19 protein-coding genes and 1 pseudogene are annotated in these 22,580 nt (G+C 63.1%); 10 read left to right on the top strand and 10 right to left on the bottom strand.

What is annotated here, in order from left to right:
- Positions 1–72: 72 nt before the first annotated feature.
- Positions 73–1,770 carry an alpha-amylase family protein gene (locus BcanWU425_RS37150; RefSeq protein WP_204513088.1) on the bottom strand — a complete coding sequence of 566 codons (1,698 nt, stop codon included), beginning with the start codon at positions 1,768–1,770 and terminating at the stop codon, positions 73–75.
- Between the two features lie 257 nt (positions 1,771–2,027).
- On the opposite strand from BcanWU425_RS37150, the gene BcanWU425_RS37145 reads away from it, so the two are divergent.
- Positions 2,028–2,516, top strand: a complete 489-nt coding sequence (locus BcanWU425_RS37145; RefSeq protein WP_085361950.1) for an MmcB family DNA repair protein — start codon at positions 2,028–2,030, stop codon at positions 2,514–2,516.
- Positions 2,517–2,636: 120 nt separating this feature from the next.
- Here the strand turns inward: BcanWU425_RS37145 and BcanWU425_RS37140 are convergent, their stop codons facing one another.
- Positions 2,637–3,191, bottom strand: a complete 555-nt coding sequence (locus tag BcanWU425_RS37140; RefSeq protein WP_007598178.1) for an ActR/PrrA/RegA family redox response regulator transcription factor — start codon at positions 3,189–3,191, stop codon at positions 2,637–2,639.
- A gap of 103 nt (positions 3,192–3,294) precedes the next feature.
- Complete coding sequence (locus BcanWU425_RS37135; protein ID WP_204513089.1) at positions 3,295–4,605, bottom strand: ActS/PrrB/RegB family redox-sensitive histidine kinase; 1,311 nt, start codon at positions 4,603–4,605, stop codon at positions 3,295–3,297.
- 105 nt (positions 4,606–4,710) lie between these two features.
- Between BcanWU425_RS37135 and BcanWU425_RS37130 the strand changes: the two genes are divergently transcribed.
- The 4 genes from BcanWU425_RS37130 to BcanWU425_RS37115 all read left to right on the top strand — a co-directional run bounded on the left by BcanWU425_RS37130 (position 4,711) and on the right by BcanWU425_RS37115 (position 8,949).
- Positions 4,711–5,514, top strand: coding sequence for an ABC transporter ATP-binding protein (locus tag BcanWU425_RS37130; RefSeq protein ID WP_085349757.1), 804 nt, complete (start codon positions 4,711–4,713; stop codon positions 5,512–5,514).
- Between the two features lie 109 nt (positions 5,515–5,623).
- Positions 5,624–6,442, top strand: a complete 819-nt coding sequence (locus BcanWU425_RS37125) for an ABC transporter permease (RefSeq protein ID WP_204513090.1) — start codon at positions 5,624–5,626, stop codon at positions 6,440–6,442.
- 121 nt (positions 6,443–6,563) lie between these two features.
- Positions 6,564–7,892, top strand: coding sequence for a polyhydroxyalkanoate depolymerase (locus BcanWU425_RS37120; RefSeq protein WP_018455880.1), 1,329 nt, complete (start codon positions 6,564–6,566; stop codon positions 7,890–7,892).
- Between the two features lie 217 nt (positions 7,893–8,109).
- Complete coding sequence (locus BcanWU425_RS37115) at positions 8,110–8,949, top strand: M48 family metallopeptidase (protein WP_026233044.1); 840 nt, start codon at positions 8,110–8,112, stop codon at positions 8,947–8,949.
- A 175-nt stretch (positions 8,950–9,124) separates the two neighbouring features.
- Here BcanWU425_RS37115 and BcanWU425_RS37110 read toward each other — a convergent pair whose 3' ends face one another.
- Together BcanWU425_RS37110 and BcanWU425_RS37105 are read right to left on the bottom strand one after the other, a co-directional pair.
- A complete protein-coding gene (locus tag BcanWU425_RS37110) occupies positions 9,125–9,784 on the bottom strand; it encodes a hypothetical protein (protein ID WP_204513091.1) in 660 nt (219 codons plus the stop codon).
- Between the two features lie 355 nt (positions 9,785–10,139).
- Positions 10,140–12,353, bottom strand: a complete 2,214-nt coding sequence (locus BcanWU425_RS37105) for a transglycosylase domain-containing protein (protein ID WP_204513092.1) — start codon at positions 12,351–12,353, stop codon at positions 10,140–10,142.
- 167 nt (positions 12,354–12,520) lie between these two features.
- Between BcanWU425_RS37105 and BcanWU425_RS37100 the strand changes: the two genes are divergently transcribed.
- Positions 12,521–12,946 carry a DUF1330 domain-containing protein gene (locus BcanWU425_RS37100; protein ID WP_018455884.1) on the top strand — a complete coding sequence of 142 codons (426 nt, stop codon included), beginning with the start codon at positions 12,521–12,523 and terminating at the stop codon, positions 12,944–12,946.
- Positions 12,947–13,030: 84 nt separating this feature from the next.
- Here BcanWU425_RS37100 and BcanWU425_RS37095 read toward each other — a convergent pair whose 3' ends face one another.
- The 3 genes from BcanWU425_RS37095 to BcanWU425_RS37085 form a co-directional block, all read right to left on the bottom strand.
- On the bottom strand, positions 13,031–14,257 hold the full coding sequence (locus BcanWU425_RS37095) for an ABC transporter substrate-binding protein (protein ID WP_085385519.1): 1,227 nt from the start codon (positions 14,255–14,257) through the stop codon (positions 13,031–13,033).
- A gap of 232 nt (positions 14,258–14,489) precedes the next feature.
- Positions 14,490–15,716: an ABC transporter substrate-binding protein gene (locus BcanWU425_RS37090; protein ID WP_026233046.1), complete on the bottom strand. Its 1,227-nt coding sequence runs from the start codon at positions 15,714–15,716 to the stop codon at positions 14,490–14,492.
- A gap of 135 nt (positions 15,717–15,851) precedes the next feature.
- Positions 15,852–16,214 carry a DUF1304 domain-containing protein gene (locus tag BcanWU425_RS37085; RefSeq protein WP_231189569.1) on the bottom strand — a complete coding sequence of 121 codons (363 nt, stop codon included), beginning with the start codon at positions 16,212–16,214 and terminating at the stop codon, positions 15,852–15,854.
- 90 nt (positions 16,215–16,304) lie between these two features.
- Between BcanWU425_RS37085 and BcanWU425_RS37080 the strand changes: the two genes are divergently transcribed.
- Positions 16,305–16,835 carry a methylated-DNA--[protein]-cysteine S-methyltransferase gene (locus BcanWU425_RS37080; protein ID WP_018455889.1) on the top strand — a complete coding sequence of 177 codons (531 nt, stop codon included), beginning with the start codon at positions 16,305–16,307 and terminating at the stop codon, positions 16,833–16,835.
- 94 nt (positions 16,836–16,929) lie between these two features.
- Here BcanWU425_RS37080 and BcanWU425_RS37075 read toward each other — a convergent pair whose 3' ends face one another.
- Positions 16,930–17,298 carry a nuclear transport factor 2 family protein gene (locus BcanWU425_RS37075; RefSeq protein ID WP_085349795.1) on the bottom strand — a complete coding sequence of 123 codons (369 nt, stop codon included), beginning with the start codon at positions 17,296–17,298 and terminating at the stop codon, positions 16,930–16,932.
- Between the two features lie 190 nt (positions 17,299–17,488).
- On the opposite strand from BcanWU425_RS37075, the pseudogene BcanWU425_RS37640 reads away from it, so the two are divergent.
- Together BcanWU425_RS37640 and BcanWU425_RS37070 are read left to right on the top strand one after the other, a co-directional pair.
- A pseudogene (locus BcanWU425_RS37640) lies at positions 17,489–17,617 on the top strand (LysR family transcriptional regulator); the annotation flags it as partial.
- Positions 17,618–17,803: 186 nt separating this feature from the next.
- Complete coding sequence (locus tag BcanWU425_RS37070; protein WP_317246493.1) at positions 17,804–18,388, top strand: LysR substrate-binding domain-containing protein; 585 nt, start codon at positions 17,804–17,806, stop codon at positions 18,386–18,388.
- Between the two features lie 24 nt (positions 18,389–18,412).
- Here BcanWU425_RS37070 and BcanWU425_RS37065 read toward each other — a convergent pair whose 3' ends face one another.
- A complete protein-coding gene (locus tag BcanWU425_RS37065; RefSeq protein WP_085361945.1) occupies positions 18,413–21,202 on the bottom strand; it encodes a [protein-PII] uridylyltransferase in 2,790 nt (929 codons plus the stop codon).
- A gap of 187 nt (positions 21,203–21,389) precedes the next feature.
- Between BcanWU425_RS37065 and BcanWU425_RS37060 the strand changes: the two genes are divergently transcribed.
- Positions 21,390–22,361, top strand: coding sequence for an aliphatic sulfonate ABC transporter substrate-binding protein (locus tag BcanWU425_RS37060; protein ID WP_204513094.1), 972 nt, complete (start codon positions 21,390–21,392; stop codon positions 22,359–22,361).
- Positions 22,362–22,580: the final 219 nt, after the last annotated feature.

Genomic DNA, 22,580 nt, shown 5'->3' with positions numbered 1-22,580 from the left:
ACAACAATCACCTATTGGGGTAATGGGTCCTGGCTTTCGCCAGGACGACAACGGAGTGCGTGGTCGCACTGACTACCCCGGATGCTTGTTCCCTCGCACCGTCCCGTCGATATCGCTCCGCTTCAACAGATAGTCCAATCCGCCGACGCGGTACCAGCGATAGCCATAGGGCTCCAGCACGACGCGGTGCTGGCCGCGCTTGTCGGCGTGGCTGTGGTCCTCCGCGAGCAGATTGATCAGGTGCGCGCCGGCCTCGCCTGGCAGCCCCGCCGAGAACGCGATCTCGCGCGGCTTCTCGTCGAGATTGTGCACGAACAGCACGGAATTGTTGCGCCAGTCATAGCGCATGATGAACACGGCGGGATCGCGCGTCGCGATGATCGAAAAATCGCCCCAGCCGATCTCCGGCACCTCCTTGCGCATGCGGACGATGCGCTCGGTCCAGTTCAGCATCGAGTTCGGATCGCGCCGCTGCTTGGCGACGTTGACGTGTGGATAGCCGTACGGTCCTTCGTCGATGACGGGCAAGGCCGGCTTGTCGCTGGTGGTGAAGCCGCCATGCGGCTCCGTCGACCATTGCATCGGCGTGCGCGCGCAATTGCGCTCGGGGAGCGAAAGATCATCGCCCATCGCGATCTCGTCGCCGTAGCGGATCACGGGCGTTCCCGGCAGCGTGCACATCAGGCTGTAGGCGAGCTCAAGCCGCCGGCGGTCGCCACCCAGCATCGGTGCCAGGCGGCGGCGAATGCCGCGGTCGTAGAGCTGCATGTCCTTGTCGGGACCTAAGCGCTTGAAAACAAGGTCGCGCTGCGCCTTGGTCAATCGCCCGAGATCGAGCTCGTCGTGATTGCGCAGGAACAGGCCCCATTGCGCCGAGGCGGGTCGCGGCTTGGTCGCCTTCAGCGCTTTCCCCAGCGGGCGGGAATCGGACGAGGCCAGCGCATAGAACAGATGCTGGTTGACCTGGAAATTGAACATCATATGCATGCGGTCGGCATCACGGCCGAAATATTCCATGTCCGTCTTCGGCAGCACGTTGGCCTCGGCGAGGATGATGGCATCGCCCTGCCGCCATTGCAGGAATTCACGGAACGTCCGCAGCATGTCGTATTGTTCGGCCGGCTTTTTCACTTTGGCGCCTTTGGTCGCGATGACGAAAGGCACGGCATCCATCCGAAAGCCTGAGACGCCGAGTTGGATCCAGAAGCCCATGATCTTCAAAATCTCGGCCTGCACGCGCGGGTTCGAGGTGTTGAGGTCGGGCTGGAAATCGTAGAAGCGGTGGAAGTACCAGGCGCCGGCTTCCTTGTCGCGCGTCCATGTCGATTTCTGAACGCCGGGAAAGACCATGCCCTGATTGGCGTTGGCCGGCTTCTTGTCGGACCAGACATACCAATCGCGGTAGGGCGAATTCCTGTCGCTCCGCGCCGCCTTGAACCAGGGATGCTGGTCGGAGGTGTGGTTGACGACGAGATCGATGATGACGCGAATGCCGCGTTGCTTGCAGCCATGAGTGAACTCGACGAAATCGCCGAGCGTGCCGTAGCGGGCATCGACGCTGTAATAATCCGCGACATCGTAGCCGTCGTCGCGGCCGGGCGAGGTCTGGAACGGCATCAGCCAGATCGTGGTGATGCCGAGGCCGTGCAGATAATCGAGCCGGCGCAACAGGCCCTTGAAATCGCCGATGCCATCGCCGTTGGCGTCCATATAGGTGCCGACGGACAGGCAATAGATGATGGCGTTCTTGTACCAGAGATCGTCGATCATGCGCGCGCAGCCTCGGTGGTTCCGCCGAGGTGCGGCGGCTGCGTGATAAGTGTTAAGAGCGAGAGCGGTTCCGTACCCCGCCGTCGTCCGGACAAGCGAAGCGCAGATCCAGGACCAATACCACAGGCCGAAATTTGACGAGGACTGGTGGTGATCCCCTCGTGCACCAACGATCCCTTGGAGTCATGGTCCTGGCTCCCGTGCGCAATTGCGCACTAGGCCAGGACGACGACGGAGGAATCGGCTATCCTCCCCCGATGGACAACACCGCCCGCATTGCCCTCGTGCCGCCGCCGGACCGCCGTCAATCCGAGACGGCGCTGGCGATCGCGCGCGGCACGGCGCGATTGTTGCGCTCGCTCGGCTTCACCTGCATCAGCGAATTACCGCTGCCCTCGGGGCGACGCGCCGATCTCGTCGCGCTGAACGAGCGGGGCGAGATCTGGATCGTCGAGATCAAATCGTCGGTGGAGGATTTGCGCGCCGATCAGAAATGGCACGAATACCGGGCGCATTGCGACCGGCTGTTCTTCGCCTTCACGCAGGACCTGCCTTGCGAGATCTTTCCGCAAGATACCGGCTTGATCATCGCGGATGCCTATGGTGCGCACCTGCAATGCGAGGCGCCCGAGCACAAGCTCGCTGCGGCCACGCGCAAGCAGATGACGGTGCGGTTCGCCATGGCGGCGGCGTTGCGGATCAACCGGCTGGTCGATCCGCAGGGGCATGCGGAGTTTTGGGAATAGCGGCGCCGCGAGCGCGATGCCGTAGGGTGGGCAAAGCGGAGCGTGCCCACCATCCAGGTCAAAGATTGAAGCAGACATGGTGGGCACGGCGCTTTGCGCCTTGCCCACCCTACGGCACCGTTATCGCGGCGCGCGCTTGGCCAAAATCCGCTGCAACGTGCGCCGATGCATGTTGAGCCTGCGTGCCGTCTCCGAGACGTTGCGGTTGCACATCTCGTAAATGCGCTGGATGTGTTCCCAGCGCACGCGGTCGGCCGACATCGGGTTCGCCGGCAACTCGGACTTGTCCGAGCCGGTCGACAGCAGCGCCGCGACGACGTCGTCGGCGTCCGCGGGTTTCGAGAGATAATCGACCGCGCCCATCTTCACCGCGGTGACGGCGGTGGCGATGTTGCCATAGCCGGTCAGCACGATCGCGCGGGCGTCGGGGCGCTTCTTCTTCAGCGCCGAGACCACGTCGAGACCGTTGCCATCACCGAGCCGCAGATCGACCACGGCGAATGCCGGCGCCGCCTTGCCGATCTGCGCCAGACCGTCCGAGACGGTGTCGCATGACGTCACCGCAAAGCCGCGCGTTTCCATGGCGCGCGACAGCCGCTCCAGAAACGGCTTGTCGTCCTCCACGATCAGCAGCGAGCGGTCGGTCTGTTCGTTCAGTTCGGCGATGGCGTTCAAGGTTTCGTCCTCTCTCCAGCGCGTCTACATATGGCGGCGCAATCGGGCGGTGCCAAGGGCGCCAATGGTCGATCGGCCCCGTTGTGCGACGCAAGGTCGCGGCCTATCCTATTGTTTCTTCGAAGGTCTCGATAGCCTCAAAACGGTCTCGCGACCACGTGATCTGGACCACTGCGCCATGGTCCGGAAAGGTCCGGTTGGTAAACGAGACCTTGGCGCCGGTGCGCTCCAGCAAGGTGCGCGCGATGAACACGCCGAGCCCGAGGCCGCCGCCTTCGTCCTTGCTGCGCCGCCGCGACAAATAGGGCTCGCCGATCCGGTTCAGGATGTCAGGCGGAATGCCGGGACCATCGTCGGAGATCACGAGCTCGATTGTGTCCTTGTTCCACCACGCATTCACCTCGACGGTGGTGCGGGCGAAATCGACCGCGTTCTCGACGATGTTGCCGACGCCGTAGAGGATCGCCGGATTGCGCGAGCCGACCGGTTCGGCCACGATGGCGACGGCGATGCGCACCTTGATATCGACGCCGAAATCGCGGTGCGGCGCCACCACCTCCTCGATCAGCTCCGACAGCTTCATGCGGTCGAACGGCGCGCCGGTGGAGGAGAGCTGGGTGATCTTGCTCAATATGTCGCGGCAACGCTGCGTCTGCTCGCGCAGGGTCTTCAGGTCGGCGGCAAAGTTCGGCTCCTTCACCGTCTTCTCCAGCTCGCGCGAGATCAGGAAGATCGTCGCGAGGGGCGTGCCGAGCTCGTGCGCTGCGGCTGCGGCCAGGCCGTCGAGCTGGGTCAGATGCTGCTCGCGCGTCAGCACCAGCTCGGTCGCGGCCAGCGCGTCGGCGAGCTTGCGCGCCTCCTCGGTGACCTGGAACGAGTAGAGGCTGGTGACGCCGATCGCGAGCGCGATCGAGAGCCAGACGCCGACGAGATAGATCGGCGGCAGCACCAGCGGATCATCAGAATCCCAGGGCAGCGGCAGATGGAAGAAGAACAGGACCGAGGCGCAGGCGACAGCCAGCACGCCGAGGCCGAAGGTGAAGCGGGCCGGCAGCGCCGTCGCGGAGATCAGCACGGGCGCGAGGAACAGGAACGAGAACGGGTTCTGGAGTCCGCCGGTGAAGAACAGGAGACCCGCCAGCTCCACGATGTTGAGCGCGAGCAGTCCGGCCGCCTGCATCGGCTCCAGCCGCTGCAGCGGATTGGACACGGTCTGGAGCGCCAGATTGAGCGCCGCCGACAGGGCGATGATGCTGACGCAGGGAACGATCTCGACATTGAATTCCAGCCCCTGCGCCACGATGAAGATCGCGGCGAGCTGGCCGAGCACCGCGAGCCAGCGCAGTCGCAGGATCGTATCCAGGCGGATATGCCGCTGCGCGGGGCGAAAGTCGGAAGCGGCAAGTTCGGTCATTTCGGCCAATGGGGCGGTGCCTTCTCGATCACAAGCGCGCGGCTCACGGAACCGCCGGATTACAAGCCTTGCGCTCTCCGCTGCAATAGCAGAAGAACGCCCAGCATGACGGAGAATGACAAGGCTTCAAGCTGGCCGACTGTCGCGGATCGCAGCCTCTCCGCGGCAATCGCGGTCGATCACCTGGTCAAGGTCTACAAGCAGACCCGCGCCGTCGACGACATCTCCTTTTCGCTTCCGCGCGGCAGCATCACGGGGCTGCTGGGCGGCAACGGCGCCGGCAAGACCACGACCATCGCGACGATCATGGGCCTCGTGCTGCCGACCTCCGGCCGCGTGCAGGTGCTCGGGCATCGGATGCCGGAGGACAGCGCGTCCGTGCTGGGTCGGATGAACTTCGAGAGCCCCTATGTCGACATGCCGATGCGGCTCACGGTGCGTCAGAACCTCACGGTGTTCGGCAAGCTCTATGCGGTGAAGAACCTCTCCGATCGCATCGCTGAGCTCGCCGACGATCTCGATCTCACCGAGTTCATCGACCGCGCCAACGGCAAGCTCTCCGCAGGACAAAAGACGCGCGTTGCGCTTGCCAAGGCGCTGATCAACCAGCCCGAGCTGCTGTTGCTGGACGAGCCGACCGCCTCGCTCGATCCCGACACCGCCGACTGGGTCCGGGGGCATCTGGAGCGTTATCGCATGGCGAACAACGCCACCATCCTCTTGGCGTCGCACAACATGCTCGAGGTCGAGCGGCTCTGCGATCGCGTCATCATCATGAAGCGCGGCCGTATCGAGGACGACGATACGCCCGAAGCCATCATGGCCCGCTACAACCGCACCACGCTGGAAGAGGTGTTTCTGGACGTCGCGCGCGGAAGGGTGAACGGCGCGCAGGAGGTGGCACGATGAGCCAGGCCGTATGTTGCGACCGTAGCCCGGGTGAGCGAAGCGATACCCGGGAACGCCGCCAGCAAGGTCCCGGATATCGCTTCGCTCATTCGGGCTACGCGGTGCCGCAATGACCGAACTCTCCCTCCACCGCGGCATCTCCGTCCACCGCATTGGCGCGATGATCCTGCGCTATTGGTACCTGTTGCTGTCGTCCTGGCCGCGGCTGCTCGAGCTGCTCTACTGGCCGGCGCTGCAGGTCATCACCTGGGGCTTTCTGCAGCTTTACATCGCGCAGAATGCCAACTTCTTCGCGCGTGCCGGCGGCACCCTGATCGGCGCCGTCATTCTCTGGGACATCCTGTTTCGCGGGCAGCTCGGCTTTTCGATCTCGTTCCTGGAAGAGATGTGGGCGCGCAACCTCGGCAATCTCATGATGAGCCCGTTGAAGCCGCTCGAATTTCTGCTGTCCCTGATGATCATGAGCCTGATCCGGCTCGCGATCGGCGTCATCCCCATGACGCTGCTCGCGTTATTCCTGTTTCACTTCAATGTTTATGCGCTCGGCGTGCCGCTGATCGCGTTCTTCTGCAATCTGATCTTCACGAGCTGGTCGGTCGGCATTTTCGTCTCCGGACTGGTGCTGCGAAACGGCCTCGGCGCCGAGAGCATCGTCTGGACCTTGATGTTCGGCATCATGCCGCTCGCCTGCGTCTACTATCCCGTCAGCGTGCTGCCGGTCTGGTTGCAATACATCGCCTGGACGCTGCCGCCGACCTACGTGTTCGAAGGGATGCGCGCGCTGCTGATCGAAAACACCTTCAGGACCGATCTGATGCTGAGCGCGTTGGCCATCAACGCGGTGCTGTTGCTTGCATCTTTTGGGGCATTCCTTGCCCTTTTGCGCAGCGCCAGGATGCAGGGCTCGCTGCTGTCAGGCGGCGAATAACGTCACTTTCTCGTGGATTCTGCCCGGTTTGGGCACCTCGGCCACGTAGATGTACGGAACCATGCATTGACGCAATATTACGCATTCGGCAGTATGCTGCGATGCGAAGAGGAATATAGCGATGCCGATTGGTGAGTTTGGCGGCGCGCCGCCCCTGGTGGCCGAAGGCAGTCCTGTCCTGACGACGCCGATGTACTGGATGTACGAGATGGGCCAAGCCTCTCTCAATCCGGCGCGTGCGATCACGGACGCGACCAAGCTCCTGTTTCAGAATCCGCTGAACCCCTGGGCACGCACCGAGGTTGGCAAGTCCGTTGCCGCGGCCTGCGAATTGTTCGAACGCACCACCCGCCGCTACGGCAAGCCGGAATGGGGCCTCAACGACACCGAGGTCAACGGCATCCGCGTTCCCGTCGAGGTCCGCTCGGTCTGGGAAAAGCCGTTCTGCCGCCTGCTCTACTTCGATCGCAAGTTCGCCCGTCCACTGCGCAGTCCGCATCCACGCGTGCTGATCGTCGCTCCGATGTCCGGCCATTACGCGACGCTCCTCCGCGGTACCGTCGAGGCTTTCCTGCCGGCGCATGAGGTCTACATCACCGATTGGGCCGATGCCCGCATGGTGCCGCTCAGCGACGGCCGCTTCGATCTTGACGACTACATCGACTACGTCATCGAGATGCTGCATGTCCTCGGCGGCAACACGCATGTGCTGGCGGTGTGCCAGCCCTCGGTTCCCGTCGTCGCTGCCGTTTCGATTATGGAAGCGCTACGCGATCCCTTTGTGCCGACCTCGATGACGCTGATGGGCGGCCCGATCGACACCCGGCGCAATCCGACTGCGGTGAACAACCTGGCCCAGGAGCGCGGCATCGACTGGTTCCGCAACCACGTCATCACCAAGGTGCCGTTCCCGCATCCGGGTATGATGCGCGACGTCTATCCGGGCTTCTTGCAGCTCAACGGCTTCATCAGCATGAATCTCGACCGGCATATGGATGCCCACAAGCAGCTATTCGCCAACCTGGTGAAGGGCGACGGCGACCTCGTCGACAAGCATCGTGACTTCTACGACGAATATCTCGCGGTGATGGATCTCTCCGCCGAGTATTACCTGCAGACCGTCGACACCGTGTTCGTGAAGCATTCGCTGCCGAAGGGCGAGATGACCCATCGTGGAACACGCGTCGATCCCTCCAAGGTCACGCGCGTCGCGTTGATGACCGTCGAAGGCGAGAACGACGACATCTCCGGCATCGGTCAGACCGAAGCAACGCACACATTGTGCAGCTCGATTCCCGATCACCGCCGCGTTCATTATGTCCAGAAGGGCGTCGGACATTACGGCGTGTTCAATGGCTCGCGCTTCAAATCGGAAATCGTGCCGCGCATCCACGACTTCATGGTCTCGGCGGCGAATCCGAGCTCATTGCAGGCTCTCGCGGCCGAATAATCGCGTTTTTCGGCTTTCCCGCTGAAAATCGACGCCCTGTCGGAGGCTCCGACAGGGGCGAGTTCCCGCTAGATTCGCGGTATTTAGGTAGCTTTCTAGGAGTGAGTCCAACCTCACCCCTTGGGGGTGCCACATGCGCCGAACGGGGGCGAAAAAAGCCGGTTCCAACCCCAGTCTGTAGGGTCTCCCGGACGCCAGACCCCTGTATATTGGGCAAATGATTTGTTTTTGCGCCGAGCGCTTTCCCTGGCGGCGGTTATGGCAGAATCCGGGCGCTCTCCTGCCCCCCGGACTGACAGACATGGCCACTCGCGCACTCCTCTATCGGCGGCCCCACGAGCCGAAGACCCTCCTGATCACCCATGGATCGCAATATTTTGCGATTCGACTGCGCCGGCATCGCCGCGCGCGCCGTTACACGCTCAGAATTCATCCGAGCGATCGCGAAGCCATCCTCACCATGCCGCCGCGCGGCACGCTCGCCGAAGCAAAAGACTTCGCGCAGCGCCACGGCGCGTGGATCGCGGCACGTCTCGGCCGTTTGCCGAAGGCCGCGCCGTTCCAGCCTGGCACAGTGATACCACTTCGCGGCACGGCCCATCGCATCGTTCATCGCGCCGGCACGCGCGGTACGGTGTGGACGGAAGTGCGCGACAGCGGGGAGCGCATTCTCTGCGTCGCCGGCGGCGTCGAGCATGCGGACCGTCGCATCAGCGACTTCCTCAAGCGCGAGGCTCGCCGCGACCTTCAGCGTGCGGCGGAATCCTATGCCGCCGAGCTCGGCGTCAAGGTCAAGCGGCTCTCGATCCGCGATCAATCCAGTCGTTGGGGCTCCTGCACCTCGGCCGGCTCGCTGTCGTTCTCCTGGCGCCTGATCCTCGCGCCGCCGTACGTGCTCGACTATCTCGCCGCCCACGAGGTCGCCCATCTCGTTGAGATGAACCACTCGGCGCGGTTCTGGCGCGTCTGCGGCAAGGTCTGCCCGTCGATGGAGCGCGCCAAGAAGTGGCTCGATACGTACGGCAACGACCTGCACCGCTACGGGGTCGAGGATTAGGCCCTCGCTGCCAACCTCCATCTGACGCTGTCATCGCCCGGCTCGACCGGGCGATCCAGTGTTCCGAGGCGGTTGTTATTGAACCGAGAGGCCGCGGCGTACTGGATTCCCGCGTTCGCGGGAATGACAGTTGAGAATGCAGCGACGTCCGCGCGTACTCAATTCATCCCTCTGCTCAGGCGCCGACATCCGCGCTTGTCCCCGGCTGCGTGCGCGAGGCGAGATAGGATGACTGCAATTGCACGCCGGCCTTCTGGCCCTCGGCCAGCATCGCCTGGAAGGCTGCGTCGAGTTGATCGCGGCTATAGGTTGCGGAGCTGCTTTCACGCGGGGTCCATTGCGATTGCGTGATCGCGGTGGAAGCTTTTTCAACGGTGCCACCGAGCCGCTCGGCGTATCTGTCGGCCCGCCACTGCGCCAGATCTGGTCCACTCAGATCGGGTGGATCCTCCAGCTTGCCGATCTTTCCAGCCGCCTCGTTGGTCATCGTTGAGGACCCGCCATTGTACAGGGTGGCGACCACCTTGCCGTCGACCTTCACCTGAGCATAGGTGTTCTCAGTGGCATCGTCCGAGACGACCGACTGAGTTGCGCTCGTGTCATGGGTCATCAGCCAGTTCGTTGCCATGAGGTCGCGCAGGTGAGGATTGTCCGCCGCCGATATCGACTTGGCGCCTGTCAGGGGCTTGACCTGCGAGACGTCAATCCGAAAGCCGTCGGTCGCAGCATCAGTCGCATCCGGTCCCGCCGGCTGAAGACTCGATGTCCTATTCGAAGCGGACGTTGATGCGGGTCGCAGATGAGGCAACGCCGCGCTGGATACACCCGACATCATGGAACGCTCTCCGATACTTGCTCAACCTGTGAGAGCAAATCCCGGGCCGCCGACCGGAGCTTGAAGAGACTGGTGTTTTTGCGTTCCGGGAGCTGCGGGGATCGGCCGATTTTGCCATGGTAGGCAGGACTTGCCGAAGACGACACCGGTGGCGAACCGGGAGAGCCGAGATAGCGGCCGCGTTCGGGATGATGGCCGAACGGTTCTGTTTTGCCCGAGGTGTCAAATGGCTTTGCTGTCAGAATCAGCCGTCTTGCGACTCACGCAAGCCGTTGATTTCGTTATCCTCGGCTACTGTGCATGGGGTTGTTTTCGCTTGTTTTTGTTTTGAGGTCACCCGGACCTCAGGTCGGCGCTAGCGATTCCCGCCGAACAGCCGGTCCATCAGCCAGCCATCGAGTCCTGCGGCTGCCTCCGGTCGCGCATTGGCGCGCGTGGGGGGTGGGCGATAGCCGCCGTTGCTGGCCGGTGCGGGTCCGGGCGCTGCCGCTGTTGGCGGCGACACCTGCGACGTCGCCTGCGCCAGGTTCGACAGGCCCCAGCCACCTGGAGAGCTCGGCAAGGCTGCTACCGGCACGCCCTCGTGCGCTGTGCGCATGAAGCGCGACCAGACTTCGACCGGCAAGCCGCCGCCGGTGGCCTTCTTGGTCGGCGAGTTGTCGTCATTGCCGAGCCACACGCCGGTGACGAGGTTGGCGGTGTAGCCGATGAACCAGGCGTCGCGGTAGTCCTGGCTGGTGCCGGTCTTGCCGGCCGCTGGCCAGCCCGGGATCTCCGCCTTCTTGGCGGTGCCGCTGATCAGCGTTTCCCGCATCATCGCGTTCATCATGCCGACATAGCGCGGGTCGACCACCTGGTTGTGCTCGTCCGCCTGGCGCATGTAGAGCAGCTTGCCACTGAGCGTCCTGATCCGCGTGACGACATGCGGCGTCGCCGTGAAGCCGCCATTGGCGAAGGGTGCATAGGCGCCGACCAGCTCGACCATCGAGACTTCGGAGGTGCCGAGCGCGATCGAGGCGTTGGGCTCGAGTTTCGAGGAGATGCCGAGCCGGTGCGCGGTGCGCACCACGTTCTTCGGCCCGACCTCGAGGCCGAGGCGAATGGCGACCGTGTTGAGCGACATCGCGAGCGCCTGGGTCAGCGTCACCGCGCCGAAATATTCGTGGGTGTAGTTCTCAGGCCTCCAGCCCTTGACCTCGATCGGCGCGTCCTGGCGGACCGTGTCGGGCGTCAGCCCCTGCTCGAGCGCGGTCAGGTACACGAACGGCTTGAACGAGGAGCCCGGCTGGCGCCTGGCGGTGACCGCGCGGTTGTACTGGCTCTCGGAATAGTTCCGCCCGCCCACCATGGCGCGAACCGCGCCGTCGGGCGTCATCGCCACCAGTGCGCCCTGGCTGACATTGAATTTCACGCTCTTGGCCGCGAGCTCGTCGATGATGGCGGCTTCCGCCACGCTCTGGAGCTTCGGATCGATCGTGGTCTCGACCTTGATGCTCTCGTCGATCTGGCCGACCAGATCGTCCAGCACCTCGCCGATCCAGTCGGCGACGTAATTGACCGTGCCGGCGCCGACCGGCTTCACATTGTAGGAGGGTTGGCCGATCGAGGCCTGCGCCTGCGCTTCGGTGATGAATTTGGCATCCGCCATCGCCGTGAGCACGATTTTCGCGCGCGCTTCTGCGCCCTCGGGGTTGCGGTTAGGCGCGAGCCGCGAGGGCGATTTGACGAGACCGGCCAGCATCGCCGCTTCCGCGACGGTGACGTTCTTGGCCGATTTGCCGAAATAGCGCTGCGCGGCGGCCTCGACGCCGTAGGCGCCGGAGCCGAAATAGACGCGGTTGAGATAGAGCTCCAAGATCTCGTTCTTGGAATGCTTGCGCTCCAGCCAGATCGCGAGCTCCGCTTCCTGCAGCTTGCGCGCCATGGTGCGCTCCTGGGTCAGGAACAGGTTTTTCGCCAATTGCTGCGTCAGCGTCGAGCCGCCCTGCGACACGCCGCGATGGAGCACGTTGGTGACGAGCGCGCGCAGGATGCCCACGGGATCGATGCCGAAATGCGAATAGAAGCGTCGATCCTCGATGGCGATGAACGCCTTGGGCAGATATTGCGGCAGATCCTTCAGCGAGACGTTGGCGCCGGCCATCTCGCCGCGTTGCGCCAGCATGCTGCCGTCCATGCCGACGATCTGGATCGTCGGCGGCCGCTTGGGGATTTCCAGCGACTGGATCGGCGGCAGATGAGCGCCGACATAGATCACGACGCCGATCACGGCGATCGCGCCCCACAGGCCCAGCACCGCGCCCCAATAGACCAGGCGGCCGAGGCTCGCGCCGATGCGTGACTTGGATCGGCGCTTGGCACTGCCGCGGCCGGCTGGCGCCTTCCGCTCGCGCGGCGGCTCGTCGCCGGCATCCTCGCTCTTGCGCTTGGCAGATGATTTCGTTGATTTCTTCGGCCTCTCATCGCCGCCAGGAATGCGGTCGGCCGCGGTCAGGCGCAGATCGGCGAGTGCCGCAGGCAAGCCGAACAACGGCTCCTTCCGCCCACCCTTTTTCTTTCCCAACCCCATACGCAAACGCCCGGTCAGCCCGCCCCGCCGCACGCTAGCGGTCGCTGTTTAAGGCCCGGTTACCCAGAGCTTAACGCGCGATTAGGAGGTGCGGCATTCGCTGGCCGCAGTTCCGCTGGGAGGTCGGCAGAGCTAGGATCGCCGGCATAAAAGAAAAGGAAACTCAGATGGGCCACATCGATCCAACCAAGGAGATTTTCGCGCAGTTCCGGGACAACGACCGTCCCGGCCCGATCCACATGCTCAACCTGGTGCGCTTACGCAAGGAGGCAGCCTATCCAGATGGCCGCAAGGCGAGCGGCGCGGAAGCCTATGCGGCCTATGGCCGCGAGAGCGGCCCGGTGTTCGAACGCCTCGGCGGCCGCATCGTCTGGCAAGGCAAATTCGAGTTGATGCTGATCGGCCCCGAGACTGAGCGCTGGGACCATTGCTTCATCGCCGAATACCCAAGCGTCGCCGCGTTCGTCGAGATGATCCGCGATCCCGTCTATCGCGAAGCGGTTAAGCACAGGCAGGCCGCCGTGGAGGATTCACGGCTCATTCGGCACGCGGTGCTGCCGGTGGGCAAGAACTTTGGCGAGGTGCCGGCCTGAGCGGCGTCGGCGGAACTCCCTCCTCAAGGTGGATGGCCGGGCTTGACTCGGCCATCCACGCCTCACCTGCTTGCTCCGAGAGAACTAACCCGCCGGACCCGCATCTTCCAGGAGCGGGCCGAACAGCTCCCAGCGTTCGCCGTTGAACTTCATCATCTGAAGCTGCTTGTTGACGCGGTAGTCGGTCGCCGAGGTGTTGGCCTTGATGCCGGGCAGGGCGATATCGCTGGTCACGTCCTTCAGCGAAGCCGCCTGCTTCATGACGTTTTCGCGCGTCAGGTTGTCGCCGCACTGCTGCAGCACGTGGGCCAAAAGCTGGGCGGTACCGTAGCCGTAGGTATTGAAGTTCGAATCCTTGTCGCCGTCCGGATAGTACTTCGCCATGAAGTCGAAATACTTCTTCAGGCCGGCATCGTCCTTCCAGGTCGGATCGAGCGGATCCTTGCCGTAATTGACGCTGATCACGCCCTTGGCGGCGTCGAGACCGGCAGGCTTCATCACCGCGCCGACCGAGGTGGCGTTGATGTCGACGATCTGCACCGGCTTCCAGCCGATCTCGCCGATCTTCTTGATCGCCTGCGCCGCTTGCTTCGGCGTGCTGGCGCTGAAGAACAGATCGGCGCCGGCATCCTTGATCTTGAGGATCTGCGAATCGACGGTCGGGTCCGAGACTTCGTAGGAGGACTCGTTGACGATCATCTTGGCGGCCTTGTCGCCGAGCCCGGCCTTGATGCCGTTCAGATAGTCCTTGCCGAGATCATCGTTCTGATAGAGCACGCCGACTTTGGCGTTTGGATATTCCTTCAGGATGTACTGGCCGTAGATGCGGCCCTCGACGAAATAGTTAGGGTTGTAGCCCATCGTCCACGGAAAGTTCTTCGGGTCCGTGAACTTCGAGGCGCCGGTGGCCGCGAACAGCTGCGGCACTTTCTTGGAGTTGAGATATTTTTGCACGGCCGCATTCGATGGCGTGCCGATGATCTGGAAGGTCAAGAGCACCTCGTCGCTCTCGACCAGCTTGCGCACCTGCTCCACTGCTTTTGGCGGCGAGTAAGCGTCGTCATACTGGATCAGATTGATCTTGCGGCCGTTGATGCCGCCCTGGTCGTTGATCATCTTGAAATAGGCGGCCTGGGTCTTGCCGATCGACGCGTAGGCCGATGCCGGTCCCGAGAACGGCACGGTCTGGCCGACTTTGATCTCGGTATCGCTCGCCCCCGGATCATATTTCTTCTGGGCATTGGCCGCCGAGACCGATAGCGCCAGGGTCAGCGCCGTTGCCGTGGCCAGATGCAGCATTCCATTCCTCATTCGCATTTCCTCAATGTTTGTTGCCGGTGATCAATCAGGTGCGCCTGTGCGCACCTGATGTCACCGCTGACGGCGATAGTGGATGAGGCGTTGTTGCAACGCAAGTTTGGGCGTGCGCCCGCAGTTCGTAGCATGCGCGGCTGCGCAGCAGGTTTGTAAGGTGGGCCAGCGCCGGCGGATGCGCGAAGTGCAGTCCGCCGGGCGTAACCCGCCCTATGAGATATCCGAGAGGCTAACCCGCTGGACCCGCATCCTCCATGATCGGGCCGAACAGCTCCCAGCGTTCGCCGTTGAACTTCATCATCTGCATCTGCTTGTTGACGCGGTAGTCGTTCGGCCCGGTGTTGATCTTGATGCCGGGTAGCGCGAAGCTCGGGGTGAAGTCCTTGATGTTAGCGACCTGCTTCATCACGTTCTCACGCGACAGGTCGTCGCCGCACTGTTTCAGCACCTGCGTCAGCAATTCGGCGACTGAATAAGCATAGGTGTTGACGGTATTGAGCTTGTCGCCTTCGGGGAAATACTTGTCCATGAAGGCAAAGAACGCTTTCACGCCCGGATCGTCCTTCCACTGCGGATCGCCGGGCTCCTTGCCGTATTGGGTGGAGATGATGCCCTTGGAGATGTCGAGACCGGCGGGCTTCAACGTCGCCGAGATCGGGCTCGCGTTGATGTCGAGGATGTGCACCGGCGTCCAGCCGAGCTCGGCGACCTTCTTGATCGCCTGCGCCGCGAATTTGGGTGTCGAGGCATCATAGAAAAGATCGGCGCCCAACGACTTCAGTTTGACCACCTGCGAGTCCACCGTCGGATCGGTGACCTCGTAGGACACCTCGCCGACGATCATGCTGGCTGCCTTGTCGCCGAGACCGCTCTTGAGGCCGGCGAGATAGTCGCGGCCCATGTCGTCGTTCTGGTAGAGCACGCCGATCTTGGCGTTCGGATGCTCCTTGAGGATGTACTTGGCGTAGATGCGTCCCTCGGACACGTAGTTGGGATTATAGGCGATGGTCCAGGGATAGTTCTGCGGATCGTTGAAGCGCGCGGCGCCGGTCGAGGCCAGCAGTTGCGGGATCTTCTTGCCGTTGAGATATTTTTGCACGGCAGCGTTCGCGGCCGTGCCGATGATCTGGAAGGTGAACAGCACCTCGTCGCCTTCGACGAGCTTGCGCACCTGCTCGACCGTCTTCGGCGGCGAATAGGCGTCGTCATACTGGATCAGATTGATCTTGCGGCCGTTGATGCCGCCCTGATCGTTGATCATCTTGAAGTAGGCGGCCTGGGTCTTGCCGATATTGGCGTAGACGGAATAGGGCCCGGAGAACGGCACGGTCTGGCCGATCTTGATCTCGGTGTCGCTCGCGCCGGTGTCGTATTTCTTCTGGGCGAGAGCTTGGTTGGCGGAGAACGCGAAGGCGAGCGCCGCCGTGGCGGTGATGAAGGCTCTGCGATTGCTCATGTGGGCTTGTTCCTCCTGACGGAATTTCCGACCGACGGTCTTGTCCCGTTGATTGCCAACGGTCGCCATCGCTGTCGGAGATTGTGGAGGAACGGCAGGCGCCGCGCAAGGATCGCGGTGCCGCGCTATGGCATCTCAGGTCAGGAACAAGGCCAACAGCGCGAGCGCCGCCGGCAGCGCCTGCACGATCAGGATCCGCGTGCTGACGGTCGCCGCGCCATAAGCGCCGGCCACGATCACGCAGAGCAGGAAGAACGCCTTGATCTGGAACGCGAAGGCCGGATTGCCGTGCACCAGCCCCCAGACCAGGCCGGCGGCCAGGAAACCGTTATAGAGTCCCTGGTTCGCGGCCAGCACCTTGGTGATCGCTGCCTTCTCCGGCGTGTTGCGGAAAACCTTCAAGCCCTGCGGCTTGTCCCAGAGCAACATCTCCAGGATCAGGAAGTAAGCGTGCAGTGCGGCGACCAGCGCCACCAGGATATTCGCGATCCAGATCAAGTTGAGCTCCCCCAGCGTCAGCTTTCGGGTGGACGCTAGCACGGCTGGCGTGGCAAGTGCGATGGCGTGTTTCGATGCAATGGTGCCGCAATGCCCGCGCGACCGACCAAACCGCCTGTAAGCTTCGGCCTCGATCGGCTGGCGACGCCGATCGGGATCGCGCTGCTGATCACCGACGCTGAGGGCGCCTTGCGCGCGCTCGACTGGGAGGATTACGAGCACCGCATGCGCGAGCTCTTGCGCCTGCATTACGGTCTGGTGGACCTGAGTGACCAGCCCGCGCCCGCGGCCATGCGGACTGCGCTGTCGGACTATTTCGACGGCGATCTCGGCCAGCTCTCAGACATCGCCTGGCGCATCGCCGGCACGCCGTTCCAGCAGAAGGTCTGGAATGCATTGGCGCAAATCCCTGCCGGCACCACAATGAGTTACGGCGCGCTCGCCGCAAGGATCGACACGCCCAAAGCCATTCGCGCCGTCGGCCATGCCAACGGCTCCAATCCGATCAGCGTGGTGCTGCCGTGCCACCGCCTGATCGGCGCCGATGGTTCTCTGGTGAAGTATGGCGGCGGCCTCGAGCGCAAGCGCTGGCTGCTGCGGCATGAAGGCGTGGCGGTCTAAGCGCCTGTTTGACAACGGTTGAGCGATTGGCGGCGGCCGGCGATGGGCCGTCGAGCGAGCCTTCGGCCGCTCTCCCCCGCCGTGACCGAATCCATCAGACGTTCGACGTCATTACTTTCTGCACGATCTTCCAAGTCCCGTTCACCTTCAAGCACGACAACAGGTCTGTGAAGTAACGCGGCGGGATGCGCAATTTCACCTTCAAAAGCGCGAGCTCTCCTTCAACATCCGTCGACAGGATCTGATCGTCTCGCTCGAAGCCCTGTTGCTTTGGAGCTTTCATGTCGCGGACCGCTGCCAGCCAGGTCGCAATCGGCGTCACGCCCACGTTGCCGTCCTCGGCGACCTTCGTCACGGAACTCAAGGGGTGAAATATGGATGCAAATTTCTCGGCATCCATTTCATAGGCAGCATCGAAATAGGTTTGCGCAAGGGAGTGCAAGGCGGGAACGTCCGTATTCATTGTCATCCTCAAAGCCGTTACACCGGGCATTCATGCGGCCCGGCCCGGCCAGCCGTGCCGAGCGTCAGCCTGGCGCCCCGTGCAGAAAAGCACCGTAAGTCGTCGAATTGCGGGTGGGAGCCTACGGCATAGTTGTTTATGAAGCCAGCCGACTTGCACGGCATGGGCTTATGATCGATATTCATAGACGATGACAAACGAATTGAACGAGCTCGCGACGTTCGCAATCGTGGCTAGTGAACGAAGCTTTACGCGCGCTGCGATAAAGCTGGGTGTGTCTCAGTCTGCCTTGAGTCACACAATCCGGAGGCTTGAGCAACGGCTTGAGCTGCAGCTGCTCGCTCGAACAACCAAGAGCGTTGCGCCAACCGCTGCGGGGGCAGCTCTTTTGGAAGACTTGTCTCCGGCGCTTGAGCAAATTCGTCACGCCCTCGACAAGGCCCGAAGTGTTCGGCAGCGACCCGAAGGTCGTCTCCGAATCGTAATGTCACGATCAGCTGCCGTGATGGTGTTGTTGCCGCGGTTGAGAGCTTTCGCTGAGTCCTACCCGGACATCGTTCTGGACGTTGTTACCGTCACTGGCCCCGTGGACCTTGTTGCAGGCGAGTTCGATGCCGGTATCCAGCTTGGCGAGTACATTCAAAAGGATATGATCGCGGTTCGCCTCACGCCCGAACTGCGATTGGCGGTAGTGGGCTCGCCAAGCTATTTCGCTTCACGAAGCATCCCCAAGAAACCAAAGGATCTGAACGATCATCGGTGCATTACGCTGCGTCTTGCGGGTGGACCATATCGGTGGGAGTTTCAGCAGGGACGAAAGTCGGTCACGATCAACGTGAACGGCCCACTCATCATTGACGATACCCACTTGGTGATCCAGGCGGCGCTCGCCGGGGTTGGTGTGGGACTCGCTTATGAAGAGCAGGTCGCCGAATATGTTGCGAAGCGCCGCCTTGTCCGGGTGCTGGAGGATTGGACTCCGCCAATTCCGGGCTTCTTCATGTATTATCCCAGTCGTCGGCATCAACCGGCGACGCTGTCTGCGCTGGTGAACGCGCTGCGATTCTCCGAACAAAAGTCGGCGCGATGATTCAGCGGGGAATGACGAGAGAAGTCAGGCCGCTGGCTGAACCGCCTTGTCGCCGGCCATCACGTGGGTCAGCGCGCTCTTGATCGCGGCCTGACGTGTCGGCGCGCTGATCTGTGCGCCCAGGAGATCGGTGACGTAGAACACGTCGCGCGCGCGCTCGCCGAAGGTCGCGACATGGGCCGAGGCGATGTTGAGGTTGAGCTTCGAGATCGCGGTGGTCAGCTCGTAGAGCAGCCCGGGGCGGTCGAGGCCGGACATTTCGATCACTGTGTAGCGGTCGGACCATTGGTTGTTGATGGTCACTTCCGGCTCGATCACGAACGGCCGCGCCTTGCCGCGCACGGTGCGCCGGGCCACCACTTCGGGCAGACGCAGCTTGCCTTCCAGCACGTCCTCGATCATCTCGCCGATGCGTGTGGCGCGCCGTCCCTCGTCCTCGTCGCGGTCGTATTCCCTGGAAATCGAGATGGTGTCGAGCGCGCGACCGTCGGTCGTGGTGTAGATCTGGGCATCGACGATGTTGGCACCGGCCGAGGCACAGGCGCCTGCGATGATCGACAGCAGCCAGGGATGGTCGGCGGCGAAGATGGTCAGCTCGGTGACGCCACGCACCTCGTCGAAGCCGACATTGATCGCGAGCTTGTGGCCCGCCTGCTCGCTGGCACGGACGAAGCGCGCGTGGCGGATCTTGCGCGGCAGCTCGACCTTGAGCCAATAGGCCGGATAGTGCCGGGCGATATAGGCGTCGAGCTCTTCCGCCGGCCATTCCGCGAAGGCGTTACGGAATTCGGCATACGCGGCCGTGAGCCGCTTGCCGCGGTCTACCTCCGAGAAGCCACCCGTCAGCACCGGTTCGGTCTCGTAGTACAGCGAGCGCAAGAGCTGCGCCTTCCAGCCGTTCCACACGCCTGGGCCGACGCCGCGGATGTCGGCGGTGGTCAGGATCGTCAAGAGCTTCATCTGCTCGACCGACTGCACCACGGCGGCGAAATTCTCGATGGTCTTGCGGTCGGAGAGATCGCGCGACTGTGCGACCGTGGACATCGTCAGATGCTCCTCGATCAGCCAGGCCACGAGCTCGGTGTCGGCCGGACTGAAGCCGAGCCGCGGGCAGAGCCGTCGCGCCACCTTGGCGCCGGCGATCGAGTGATCCTCGGGCCGGCCCTTGGCGACGTCGTGCAGCAGCGTCGCAATGTAGATCACGGAGCGATGCTCCGGCCGGATCTTGCGCATCAGGTCGCTCGCCACCGCGAATTCCTCGATGCCGCCGCGTTCGATGTCCTGGAGGAACCCGACGCAGCGGATCAAATGCTCGTCGACGGTGTAGTGATGATACATGTTGAACTGCATCATCGAGACGATCTTGCCGAAGGCACGGATGAAATGGCCGAGCACGCCGGTCTCGTTCATCCGCCGCAGCACGATTTCCGCGTTGTCGGATGTCAGGATCTCCATCAACAGCCGGTTGGCTTCGGGATTCTCGCGCATCTGCGCGTTGATCAGGCCGAGCGAACGCGTCACGTCGCGCATCGCGTCCGGGTGGAAGGCGAGATTGTTCTTCTGCGCCAGACGGAAGATGCGGATCAAATTGACCGGATCATGCTTGAACACGTCGGGCGCGGCGACGTTGATGCGGTTGTTGTCGACGATGAAGTCGTCGCTGTCGGGCACTCGCCGCTTCACCGCGGTGGGGCGCAGCCGCGCCATCATCCGGCTCAGCACCGGCGCGGGCTTGGCCTGCTGGTCCTCGAGCTTGGCGCAGAGGATGGCGGTGAGGTTGCCGACTTCCTTGGCGACCAGGAAGTAGTGCTTCATGAAGCGTTCGACGTCCTGCATGCCGGGATGCGAGGTGTAGCCGAGCCGGACGGCGATCTCGCGCTGGAGGTCGAAGGAGAGGCGCTCTTCAGGGCGACCGGAGTAAAAGTGAAGATTGCAGCGCACCGACCAGAGGAAGTCGGCGCAGCGGCGGAAGGTGCGGTATTCCTGCGCGTCGAACACGCCGCGGTCGACCAGTTCGTCGGTGTCGCTCACGCGGTAGACGTACTTCGCGATCCAGAACAGCGTGTGCAGGTCGCGGAGCGCACCCTTGCCGTCCTTGACGTTGGGTTCGACCAGATAACGCGATTGGCCGCCGCGGCGATGCCGCTCCTCACGCTCGGCGAGTTTCGCGGTGACGAACTCGGACGCGGTGCCTTGCACGACCTCCTTGTCGAAGCGGGCAACCAGCTCGTCATAGAGCGGCCGGTCTCCGGTAAGGAAGCGCGTCTCCAGGATCGCGGTGCGGATGGTCATGTCGCCGCGCGCCTGCCGGATCGACTCGTCGACCGAGCGCGTGGCGTGACCGACCTTCAGCCCCATGTCCCAGAGGCAATAGAGAATGGCCTCGGCGACCTGCTCGCCCCAGGCGGTCTGCTTGTAGGGCAGGATGAAGAGCAGATCGATGTCGGACTCGGGGGCCATCAGGCCGCGGCCATAGCCGCCGGTCGCCACCACTGCCATGCGCTCGGCACCGCTCGGAATCGGCGAGCGGTAGAGATGGCGGGTCGCGGCCGAATACAGGATGCGGATGATCTCGTCCTGCACGTGGCACAGCCGCTCGGCGCAGCGCCGGCCGTGACGGTCCTTCAGCAGGATCGTCTGTGCCGCAGCGCGCGAGGCAATCAGCTCGGCCTTGAGCAGTTGCGCCATGGCCGTGCGGAACGCGTCCTCGCGTCCCTGGTGCTTCTCGGCAAGCGCATCGACCGCGGCGGTGATCCGCGCGGTGTCGAAGCGATCGTCCACCTCGGCCTTGTGTTCAGTCGCGACGCTGTCCATGTCTCACCGGATATAAGAGGCGGCCGGCGCTGTCACCCGCCATTCTCTCGCAATAGTCGTTCCATGCTGGAAAGGTGCGGCTTTGGGCAAAGCTGTTCTCAGCCGGCGCGCTTTCGAGGGATGGATTTTCTCGTTGATTTCTAGATCTAACTCATTGAAAAACAATGAAGTTTTGAGGAGGTCGGGCATGACCAGGATTACACGACGCATACTGTTGGCGGGAGCGGTCGCTCTTGCCATGTCCCCCGCGGCGCGGGCGGCGGATCCGCTCAAGGAAATCCGTATCGACTGGGCGACCTATAATCCGGTGTCGATGGTCCTGAAGCAGAAGGGGCTCCTGGAAAAGGAGTTCGCCAAGGACGGCATCACCGTCACCTGGGTGCAGTCGGCCGGCTCCAACAAGGCGCTCGAATTCCTCAATGCGGGCTCGATCGACTTCGGCTCGACCGCGGGCTCGGCGGCGCTGGTCGCGCGTATCAACGGCAACCCGATCAAGTCGATCTACGTCTATTCGCGTCCCGAATGGACGGCGTTGGTGACATCAAAGGATTCCAAGATTGCTAGTGTCGCCGATCTCAAGGGCAAGCGGGTCGCGGTGACGCGCGGCACCGATCCGCACATCTTCCTGGTGCGCGCATTGCTTGGCGCAGGTCTCACCGAAAAGGACATCACGCCGGTGCTGCTCCAGCACGCCGACGGCAAGACCGCGCTGATCCGCGGCGACGTCGATGCGTGGGCCGGGCTCGATCCGATGATGGCGCAGGCCGAGGTCGAGGACGGCGCGAAACTGTTCTATCGCAAGGCCGACGCCAACACTTGGGGCATCCTCAATGTGCGCGAGCAGTTTTTGAAAGACTATCCGGACGCCGCCCGCCGCGTGCTCGCGGTGTACGAAGAAGCGCGCAAATATTCGCTCGCGAATTACGACGAGCTCAAGAAGACCTTCATCGCCGTGACCAAGCTGCCGGAGCCTGTCGTCGATAAGCAACTCAAGGAGCGCACCGAGCTGACCCACAGCCGCATCGGCGCGCCCCAGCGCGAATCGATCCTCGCCGCGGGCCTCGCCCTGCAACAGGCCGGCGTCGTCGACGCCAAGGTCGACGTGAAGGCGACGCTGGATGGGCTGATCGACGATCAGGTGCCGCTGCCGACGAATTAAAGGCAGGCGGGCGGCAAACTCGGTCGTCGTCCCGGGGCGCGAAGCGAGCCCGGGACCCATAACCACAGGAAGTGGTTTGGCGCCAAAGGGGCAACTCCAAGCCCCCGTAGCCACGCCTTCCCGTGGTTATGGGTCCCGGATCTGCGCTCGGCTTCGCTGCGCTTGTCCGGGACGACGCCGAGAATGCCGCGCGCCCTTGCAATCCCGCACAAGACGCGC

The organism is Bradyrhizobium sp. WU425 (assembly GCF_021052305.1).
GTDB classification, from domain to species: Bacteria; Pseudomonadota; Alphaproteobacteria; order Rhizobiales; family Xanthobacteraceae; genus Bradyrhizobium; species Bradyrhizobium canariense_D.
The sequence above is the reverse complement of the archived record's forward strand: the minus strand, read 5'-3'. Positions and strand labels throughout refer to the sequence as shown.